Origin of the sequence: Streptomyces sp. NPDC088400, assembly GCF_044753355.1 — a bacterium.
Classification (GTDB): Bacteria; Actinomycetota; Actinomycetes; order Streptomycetales; family Streptomycetaceae; genus Streptomyces.
On sequence record NZ_JBIVMZ010000031.1, the window covers coordinates 1 to 8,795 of the forward strand.

Sequence of the window (8,795 nt, forward strand, 5' to 3'; positions counted from 1 at the left end):
GCTACGAACGCAAAGCCGAGCACTTCCTGGCCTTCACCAGCATCGCCTGCACCCTCATCTGCTACCGCAGACTCACCAAATGAGATGACCTCTTACTCGCCCACGTGTTCCGGGTTGGCGGCGATGGCCCGTAGCAGCCCGGCGATTTCCTCGCCCGGATCCGCGGGCGTGGTGTGCCCGGTCTCGTCGCGGATCTCGGCCAGGTGGTCGCGTACGTCCTCGATGGACAGTGCGGAGTGGTAGTAGCCGAGGGTTCTGCCGGTGAAGAATCTGGCGACCTGCCCGGCACCGGCGGTGTAGGTCTCACCGCTGACCGGACAGTCCTCGTGGGCGAGGAACGCGACCACCGGTGACACCAGTGCGGGGTCGAGCTTGTCGGTGACGGCCTGCATCATGGCCTGTGCGGCGGCATCGAGGCGCCGGCCGTCGGCCTCGCCCATGGAGTGGGTGAGCATACGGGTGGCGGCGATCGGAACGAGGGCGTTGACCTTGATGCCGTGCTGGGCGCCTTCCTGGGCGAGGACCCGGGTGAGGCCGACCAGACCGGCCTTGGCCGCCCCGTAGTTGCTCTTCCCCGCGGTACCCAGTACTCCGGCGGCCGAGGTGGTGTTGACCACGCGTCCGTATCCCTGCTCCCGCATGGCGTGCCACGCCGGTGCGGTCACGTGGAACGCTCCTCGAAGGTGCACGTCGATGACCGGATCGAGCAGTTCCGGAGTCAGGGCGTGGAACGGAGTGTCGCGCAGGATCCCCGCGTTGTTGACGAGGATGTCGATGCGGCCGTACGTATCGAGCGCGGTACGGACGATCGCCTCACCGCCGTCGGGAGTGGTGACGCTGTGGGTGTCCGCGACCGCCTCGCCGCCCTGGTCGCGGATCTCGCGGGCGACGGCCTCGGGGGGCCCGGTGTCATGACCGGTACCGGTGACCGACCCGCCGATGTCGTTGACCACGACTTTCGCGCCGCGGGATGCGAGCAGCAGCGCGTGGTGGCGGCCGAGCCCGCCGCCGGCGCCGGTCACGACGGCCACTCTGCCGTCGAACCTGAGGTCCGTCATGAGGCCCCCCAGGTGATCGGCATCCGCTCCGGCCCGCGGGTGGCCACCCCTGCCTTCCACACAACGTCACCGGCGGGCCGCAGTCCGGGCAGCCGCACCAGGAGGGTGCGGAGAGCGACCTGCAGCTCCATCCGCGCGAGGGAGGCGCCGAGGCAGTGGTGCGGCCCGTGTCCGAAGCCCACGTGGGATGTCTCATGGCGGCTCAGATCCAGCTCGTCGGGGCTGGTGTAAATCGACTCGTCCCGGTTCGCGGACTGTGCGGCGACGATCACGGGCTCGCCGGCGCGTACGGTCACTCCGCCCAGTTCGACGTCCGCGAGTGCGTACCTCGGTTGCGAGCCCCCGCCGCCGAGCGGCACGAACCGGAGCAGTTCCTCAACGGCCCGCGGCACGAGGTCGAGGTCGGCGCGCAGGGCCGCGAGCTGGTCGGGGTGAGTGAACAGGGTGTAGAGGAAGTTCGGGATCTGGGAGGCGGTGGTCTCGTGCCCGGCGACGAGGATCGTCTCCGCCATCGACAGGAGTTCCTCCTCGGACAGCCGGTCCTTGTCGTCACGGGCGGCGACGAGCGCCGTCAGCAGGTCGTCCCTCGGGGCGTCCCGCCGCTGTGCGATCAGGCCGGCGATGTAGGTCCGCAGCCGGGTCCGGTGCTCTGCCACCTCGTCGAGGGTGAACTTGGTGGTGGACAGGAACGCGTCCGACCAGAGCCGGAATGTGACCCGGTCCTCGAACGGTACGCCGAGCAGCTCGCAGATCACCGTGATCGGCAGCGGCAGGGCGAAGTCCTCGACCAGTTCCGCGGGCGCGCCCTTGGCAAGCATCGCGTCGACGAGTTCGTCGGCGATCTGCTGCGCGCGGGGCCGCAGAGCCTCGATCCGGCGGGCGGTGAACGCCTTGGTCGCCAGCCTGCGCAACCGGGTGTGGTCCGGCGGGTCGAGGCTGATCATGGTGCCGGCGCCGGACGGGTAGGGCCGGCTGCGGGGCTGGTCGCGGCCGACGGCGGCCGCGCGGCTGAACCGCGGGTCGCTCAGCACGGCCTTGACGTCGTCGTAGCGGGTGGCGAGCCACGCGGGTTCGCCGTAGGGCAGCTGGACCCGGCACAGCGGCTCCTCGCGGCGCAGTGCCGCGTAGCGCGGGTCCACTTCCAGCTCGTGGGACTCAAACGGATAAGTCCTGGGCTGTTCGGTGGTCATGGTCGTACCCCTTGTGGTCGCTGGTTCACCAGGTGACGGGCAGCTCGTGGACGCCGTAGATGCTCATGTCGTTTCTGAACCGGATCTCCTCGATCGGCACCGCGAGCCGCAGTCCGGGGAGCCTGCGCAGCAGGGTGGGCAGGGCGATCTGGAGTTCGGCGCGGGCGAGGGTCTGGCCCAGGCACTGGTGCACGCCGTAGCCGAACGCGAGGTGTCCGCGTGCGGAGCGGTCGATGTCGAGCGTGTCGGGCCGGTCGGTGAAGTCCGGATCCCAGTTACCGGCAGGCAGATTCATGATCAGCCCTTCGCCCGCCTTGATGAGCCGGCCGCCGATCTCGACGTCCTCCTTGGCCACGCGGGCGACGAGACTGTGCACGATGGTCAGGTAGCGCAGCAGTTCCTCGACGGCGTTCGCGATCGCCTTCGGGTCGTCGGTGTCACGGAGCGCGGAGGCCATGTCCGGGTTCTCCAGCAGGGCCACCGTGGCCAGGGAGATCATGTTGGCCGTGGTCTCGTGGCCGGCGTTGAGCAGGATGACCCCGTTCATCGCGGCGGACTCGCGCCGCAGCTCTCCGGTCTGGACGTGCTCGCGGACGAGGCGGCTGATGAGGTCGTCGCCGGGCTCGCGTTCCTTGCGCGCCACCAGCTCCAGCATGTAGCCGAAGAACTCCCTGGATGCTTGGGCCTTCTCCTCCCGCGGGACGTTCATGTTCATCACGGTGGCGGTGATCTTCTGGAAGAAGTCGTGGTCGGTGTACGGGACGCCGAGCAGCAGGGAGATCACCAGCGACGGGATCGGCAGCGCGTAGTCGGGAACCAGGTCGGCCGGCGAACCCTTGGCGACCATCTTGTCGATGAAGCCGTTCGCCATTTCCTCGATCCGGGGGCGCATCGCGTCGACCCGCCTGACCGTGAAGTCCTTGGTGAGCATACGGCGCAGCCGGGCGTGTCCGGGGTCGTCCATGCGCGGGAAGATGTCCGGTGCGTCGGGGCCCTCGTGGGCACCGTTGCTCTGCAGGGCGAGGGCCTGCGCGCTGATCCGCGGGTCGGTCATGGCGGTTTTGATGTCCTCGTACCGGCTGACCGCCCACACCGTGTGGCCGTTCCAGTTGACCTGGCGCAGGCCTTCCTCCTCGCGCCACCGCGCGTACTCGGCGGGCGGGTTGAACGGGCAGCGGGCGGCGCGCTCGCCAGGGAAGACCGGTAGATCGGTGTCGTTCGGGTTGGTCGCTGTGCCCATGAGAATCCTCCTGTGGGTCATGCGGCGGTCGTCGCGGTGAGGGCGGCGGTCCACGGGGATCCGGCCGCGATGAGGGCGCGCCAGGCGCGCAGGGTCCTGGGTGACATGCCGGCGGCCAGTACGCCGACGAGCCGGTCGTCTTTGCGGTAGGCGACAAGGAGTTGGCGCCCGGCGAGATCGCTGTTCAGGACGAGCGCTTCGTCGTGGTCGCGGAGATGACCGTAGGCCTGGAATTTCGTGTCGTACTGGTCGGACCAGAAGTACGGCACCTCGGCGAACGGCCGCCGTCGGCTCGGGTCGGTCAGGCCGCGTGCGACGGCCACGCCCTGCCCGGCGGCGTGGGTGCGGTGCTCGACGCGTATGGACACACCGAACAGCGGGTTGTACCAGCGGGCCACGTCGCCGACCCCGTACACACCGGGCGCGGCGGCGCCGTACTCGTCACACACCAATCCGTTGTGGACGGTGAGGCCGCTGTCGGCCAGCCATTGCGTGTTGGGCAGCGAACCGATGGCCACCAGCACGTCATCGGCCGGCACCACGGTGCCGTCGGCCAGTCGCACACCGGTCGCCCGGCCGCTCGTGTGGCGGATACCGGTGACGGCGGCGCGCGTGCGCACCGTGACGCCGTGGTCGGTGTGCAGGCCGGTGAGGAAGCGGCCGGCCTCCTCGCCGACGGCCGGGGCCAGCGGTACCGGGCCCGACTCCAGCAATGTCACCGTCACCCCGAGGGCACGGGCGGTGGCGGCGACTTCGGCACCGACGAACCCGGCACCGACGATCACGAGGCGGCGTCCCGGTCGCAGGCCTGCCCGCAATGCCAACGCGTCCGCCAGGGTGCGCAGCACGTGCACCCCGGCGACGCCGTCGGTGCCGGGGAGGCGACGGGGCCGAACACCCGTCGCGACGACCAGGGTGTCGTACTCCACGTCGGCACCGTCGGCCAGTGTCACCACCTGCCGGCTCGTGTCCAGTCCGGTCGCCGGAGCGCCGAGCCGCAACTCAAGCTCCATCGCGTCCAGTTCGGTGGTCGAGCGGAGGGCGAGGGCGGTCGGCTCCCACTGTCCGCGCAGCAACTGTTTGGACAGTGGCGGGCGGTCGTAGGGCAGCTCCGGTTCGTCACCGACCAGCGTGATCACGCCCTCGTGTCCGGCCCGGCGCAGCGCCTCCGCCGTCGCCAGACCGCCGGCCGAGGCACCGACGATCACGATCCGGCCGACGGCCCGTTTCACGACTCGGCCAGGTGGATGGCCGCGGCAGGGCACACCAGCGCCGACTCACGGACCGCGTCGTGCAGCTCAGGTACGGGTGCCTCGTCCAACAGCACCACGACACCGTCCTCCTCGCGCTGGTCGAAGACCTCCGGCGCGAGCAACACGCACTGCCCGGCGGCGACGCACTTGTCGGCGGCAACGCTCACCTTCATCAGGCTTCCTCCACGCGCATCAAATGGCAGTCCCCTGCCGTTTTGTTTCCGGGGGCGACGCTAACACAAGTGGCAGTGTGCTGCCGTTTGCTAGTCTGTCGTGGTGATTACTGACACCGAGCGGCACCCACGGGCCGACGCCGTGCGCAACGCAGACCGGATCCTGCGTGCGGCACGTGTGGTCTTCGCGGAAACAGGTCCGGACGCTTCACTTGAGGACATCGCCCGGCATGCGGGGGTGGGTATCAGGACGCTCTACCGCCACTTCCCGAACAAGGCGGACCTGGTGCGGGCGGTGCTCGGCCAGAGCATCTCCGAGGACCTCGCGCCCGCCATCGAAGGGGCGCTCGACGACGAAAATCCGCGAGACGGGCTCGTGAACCTGATCGACGCGGCCATGTCGCTGGCGGACCGCGAGCACAACACCTTCGCCGCCGCACGGATGGTCGGCTCCCTGCCCGCCGACGTCTCCACCGTGTTCTACGAGACGCTGACCGGTCTCCTGCACCGCGCCCAGGAGGCCGGTCTCATCCGCGCCGACCTCGTTCCCGCCGATCTGCCGAGGATCATGGGCATGCTCTTCAGCACGCTCTGGAACATGGCCCCCGAGAGCGACGGCTGGCGGCGCTACCTCGCCCTCGTCCTCGAAGGCCTGTCACCCGCCACGGCGAACCCTCTGCCGCCCGTGGCCGCTCCGGAGAAACGTCCCGCCTGAGCGGCTCGTCAACCTGATCGCCTCGCCCCCCGTCCGTCCCTGACCACCCCTGACGGCAAAGATCACCCCGCGGATGCAGCAAGCCGTCGCCCTGCCCGTCCGCGCGACTGAGGCTCGAAGTCGTCGATCGACTACATCTGGGAGTTCGGCATGCCCGAAACCGACACCTCGGCGCGCGCTCGCCGGTCCAGCACGCCGCCGTGGGCGGTGTTGCTGGTGCTCGCGCTCTCGACGTTCACCGTCGTGGTGATGCAGACCATGGTCATGCCGATCATGGCGGGACAGGCGGAGTCGCTGGGCGTCTCGATGGCCGACGTGTCCTGGGTGGTCACGGTGAACCTGCTGTCGGCGGCTGTGTTCACGCCGTTTCTGGGATCGCTCGGTGATTCGCTGGGCCGTAAGCGGGTCCTGATGATCACGCTCGGCTTCGTCACCCTCGGCTCGGTGCTGGTGGCCGTGGCTCCCACCTTTGCGTGGGTACTGGTGGGGCGTGTGCTGCAAGGCACGGGGTTCGCGGCGATGCCTCTGGCCATCGGCATCGTGCGGTCGGTCTTCCCGCCCGAACGGGTACCCTCCAGCCTCTCGCTGCTCAGTGCCCTCACCGGGATCGGTGCGGGCGCCGGGCTGCTGATCGCCGGATTCCTGGCGAAGGCCGGTGTCACGCCGCAGGGCATGTTCTGGATATCCGCGGCCGCGACGTCGCTCGGCTTGCTCGGTGTCGCGGTGTTGGTCCGGCTCCCGGAGCGCGCGACCGGATTCCATATCGACCTCTGGGGCATGGTGACCCTCGGTGGCGGGCTCGCGTGCCTCGTGCTCGCCATCAACCGCGGCCCGAGGTGGGGCTGGGGTTCGATGACGGTGCTGGGCCTGTTCGCGGGTGGGCTGGTGCTGCTGGTGGCGTGTTGCTTCGTTGAGCGCCGCGTCCGTAAACCACTGCTGGACATGTCGATGATGCGCAGACCCGTCGTGCTCGGCACCAACCTCACGGCGTTCCTTGTCGGTGCGGGCATGTACGGAGCGTTCATCCTGGTCATCCAGTTCGTGCAGACCCCGAGCCGGTTCGGCTACGGCTTCGACGCCGACGCGCTCGGTGCGGGCCTGACCCTGCTGCCCCTGACCTCCGGCACCCTCATCGCGTCCACCGCCGTGTCACTGCTGGTCCGCCGCCTCGGTCCGAAATGGCCCATGTGCATCGGCACCGTCGTCGCAGCGGCCACGTTCGCGTTCCTGCTGCTTTTCCACACCGAGCACTGGCACTTCTTCGTCGGCACCGGTCTGCTCGGCCTCGGGCTCGGCCTGTCCATGGGCGCCATGCCCATCCTGCTCAACAGCGGTGTGGAACCGGGCCGGACCAGCGTCGCCAACAGCGTCAACCAGACCCTCCGCTCGGTCGGCGGCTCGATCGGCACCGCCGTTGCCACCGCGATCCTCGCCGCCAACACCCCGCCCGGCGCCCCACTGCCCACGGTGGACGCCTTCCCGATCTCGTTCGCGGTCTCCGGCGCGATCTGCCTGCTGGCGATCACCGCCGCACTCGCCGTCCCGTACCGCCATCGCGCGCCCGGACCCGGACCCGTACTTGTGGAACCGGCTGCGGCGGCCCACGGGGGACGGTGACGCGGCCGACTCCTTTGCCCGGCCGCGATCCGGCGACTGATGGCAGGCATCGGGGTTGATCTCAGAGGGAACCCCGATGCGGCCCAATGAAAATGGCAGCATACTGACACTTAATTCGATGATCCGCCCAAGGGGTGTCGCTCATGGCGTTTTCCAATGTGCTGGATTGGCTGCAAGAGCTGCCGGATCCCGCGTTGCTGGGGGCAACGGGGATGCTGGTCGTCGGCGAGGCAATCGTCGGCCTCGGGTTTGTCATCCCGGGCGAGGCGGCCCTGCTGATCGCCTCGGCCACCGTCGGCTCGGTTGCGGATTTTCTGGTCCTGTGGGTGGTGGCAACGATCTGCTCTGTGGTGGGCAACGTGATCGGTTTTGAGATCGGCCGCCGCTTGGGGCCGGCGTTGCGCGAGACCAGGCTCGTCCAGAGGCACGGTGCGGAGCGCTGGGACAGGGCCACGCGCATGCTGCGAAAGCACGGCATGTGGGCGGTGTTCGTCGGACGGTTGACTCCGTTCGTCCGGAGCTTCGTGCCCGCGGTGGCCGGCGCGGCAGGCATGTCGTACCGCTTGTTCCTGCCCGCAGTGTCGGCGGGCGCGGCCTGCGCATCGGCACTGCCCATTCTGTTCGGCATCGGAGTGGTCGCGGGCGTGAAAAGCATCGGCGGTGTGATCTTCATCGTCGTCGCGTTGCTGGTGGCCATCGTCGTGATCTTCGCCGTGGTTCGTGGGAAGGCCAAGGCGAGGAGGGCCACGGGGGACAGGTCACCTCGCGATCCGGACTTGGACCCGGAGGGCGAGTCAGCGGGCTGAGCGCCATGGGATGCGCTCGAACGCGGCGGTGTCTCTTTGCCTGTGATCGCATCGGTGTTCAGCGAAAGGCGCGATTGGGTACCTTGGCGGTTGTCTTAACGGAGGTTGGTGGACACGAACGTCGACAATACGAACCGTCAGGTCCGGTTGAGCTTCCTGGGCTGATCAGGATCGTCCGGGGCGTGGCGTCCAGGTCCGTCCCCTGCGTGCTTGGAACGGAGACGCCTTGCGTGGTAGGGGTCTGGACATGATCGGGCGACCCTACGGTGGAGGCGTCGGATGCGGGCCGACCTCGACGGACATCGAGAAGCCCTGGGAGCGCAGACTCTCCACCGCCCGGTCGAACAGCACCGGACCCGCACAGGTTGGCCGGCCGATAGTCACCGACTGAGGACGGGCTGTTCGCGCGGCCGTCTCCGCCTTCCTGTCGGGCCTTCTACCGGCCCGCCCGGCTTGACAGGAGTCAGGAAGGGAATTGTAATTGCCGACGCAAGCAAATTATTTCTGAGGGGCGACAGCCATGTCCGATGTACCCGTGAGCAAGTACTACGCCGGTGGTCAGTGGCGCGAAGCGAAGGGTGGTGCGGTCTTCGAGGACTATGAGCCCTACACCGGTGAGGTCTTCGCGCGCGTCGCCGATGCGGGAGCGGAGGAAGCCCGTATCGCCATTCAGGCCGCAGCCGATGCGTTCCCCGCCTGGGCCGCTCTGCCGCCGGCGGAGAAGGCGAAGCTGTTCTTCCGCG

At 68.9% G+C, this 8,795-nt stretch carries 9 protein-coding genes; 4 read left to right on the forward strand and 5 right to left on the reverse strand.

Features of this window, described 5'->3' with window-relative positions; all coding sequences use genetic code 11:
* Positions 1 to 92 precede the first annotated feature (92 nt).
* From ACIQD6_RS36090 to ACIQD6_RS36110, 5 genes are read right to left on the reverse strand one after another with little or no spacing between them, the layout of a single operon-like run.
* Positions 93 to 1,058, reverse strand: coding sequence for an SDR family NAD(P)-dependent oxidoreductase (locus tag ACIQD6_RS36090; protein WP_401891293.1), 966 nt, complete (start codon positions 1,056 to 1,058; stop codon positions 93 to 95).
* Positions 1,055 to 2,248 (reverse strand): cytochrome P450, encoded by a 1,194-nt coding sequence (locus ACIQD6_RS36095; protein WP_401891296.1) that lies wholly within the window; start codon positions 2,246 to 2,248, stop codon positions 1,055 to 1,057. The genes ACIQD6_RS36090 and ACIQD6_RS36095 overlap by 4 nt, the downstream gene beginning before the upstream one ends.
* Positions 2,249 to 2,273: 25 nt before the next feature.
* Positions 2,274 to 3,488 (reverse strand): cytochrome P450, encoded by a 1,215-nt coding sequence (locus ACIQD6_RS36100; RefSeq protein ID WP_401891299.1) that lies wholly within the window; start codon positions 3,486 to 3,488, stop codon positions 2,274 to 2,276.
* Positions 3,489 to 3,505: 17 nt separating this feature from the next.
* Complete coding sequence (locus ACIQD6_RS36105; protein ID WP_401891301.1) at positions 3,506 to 4,720, reverse strand: NAD(P)/FAD-dependent oxidoreductase; 1,215 nt, start codon at positions 4,718 to 4,720, stop codon at positions 3,506 to 3,508.
* Positions 4,717 to 4,914, reverse strand: coding sequence for a ferredoxin (locus ACIQD6_RS36110; RefSeq protein WP_401891304.1), 198 nt, complete (start codon positions 4,912 to 4,914; stop codon positions 4,717 to 4,719). The genes ACIQD6_RS36105 and ACIQD6_RS36110 overlap by 4 nt, the downstream gene beginning before the upstream one ends.
* Before the next feature lie 103 nt (positions 4,915 to 5,017).
* On the opposite strand from ACIQD6_RS36110, the gene ACIQD6_RS36115 reads away from it, so the two are divergent.
* The 4 genes from ACIQD6_RS36115 to ACIQD6_RS36130 form a co-directional block, all read left to right on the forward strand.
* Positions 5,018 to 5,629: a TetR/AcrR family transcriptional regulator gene (locus tag ACIQD6_RS36115; RefSeq protein WP_401891307.1), complete on the forward strand. Its 612-nt coding sequence runs from the start codon at positions 5,018 to 5,020 to the stop codon at positions 5,627 to 5,629.
* Between the two features lie 150 nt (positions 5,630 to 5,779).
* Positions 5,780 to 7,246 carry an MFS transporter gene (locus ACIQD6_RS36120; protein ID WP_401891309.1) on the forward strand — a complete coding sequence of 489 codons (1,467 nt, stop codon included), beginning with the start codon at positions 5,780 to 5,782 and terminating at the stop codon, positions 7,244 to 7,246.
* Between the two features lie 143 nt (positions 7,247 to 7,389).
* Positions 7,390 to 8,052 (forward strand): DedA family protein, encoded by a 663-nt coding sequence (locus tag ACIQD6_RS36125; RefSeq protein WP_401891312.1) that lies wholly within the window; start codon positions 7,390 to 7,392, stop codon positions 8,050 to 8,052.
* A gap of 520 nt (positions 8,053 to 8,572) precedes the next feature.
* The coding region (locus tag ACIQD6_RS36130) for an aldehyde dehydrogenase family protein (protein WP_401891315.1) at positions 8,573 to 8,795 on the forward strand (223 nt) is incomplete at its 3' end.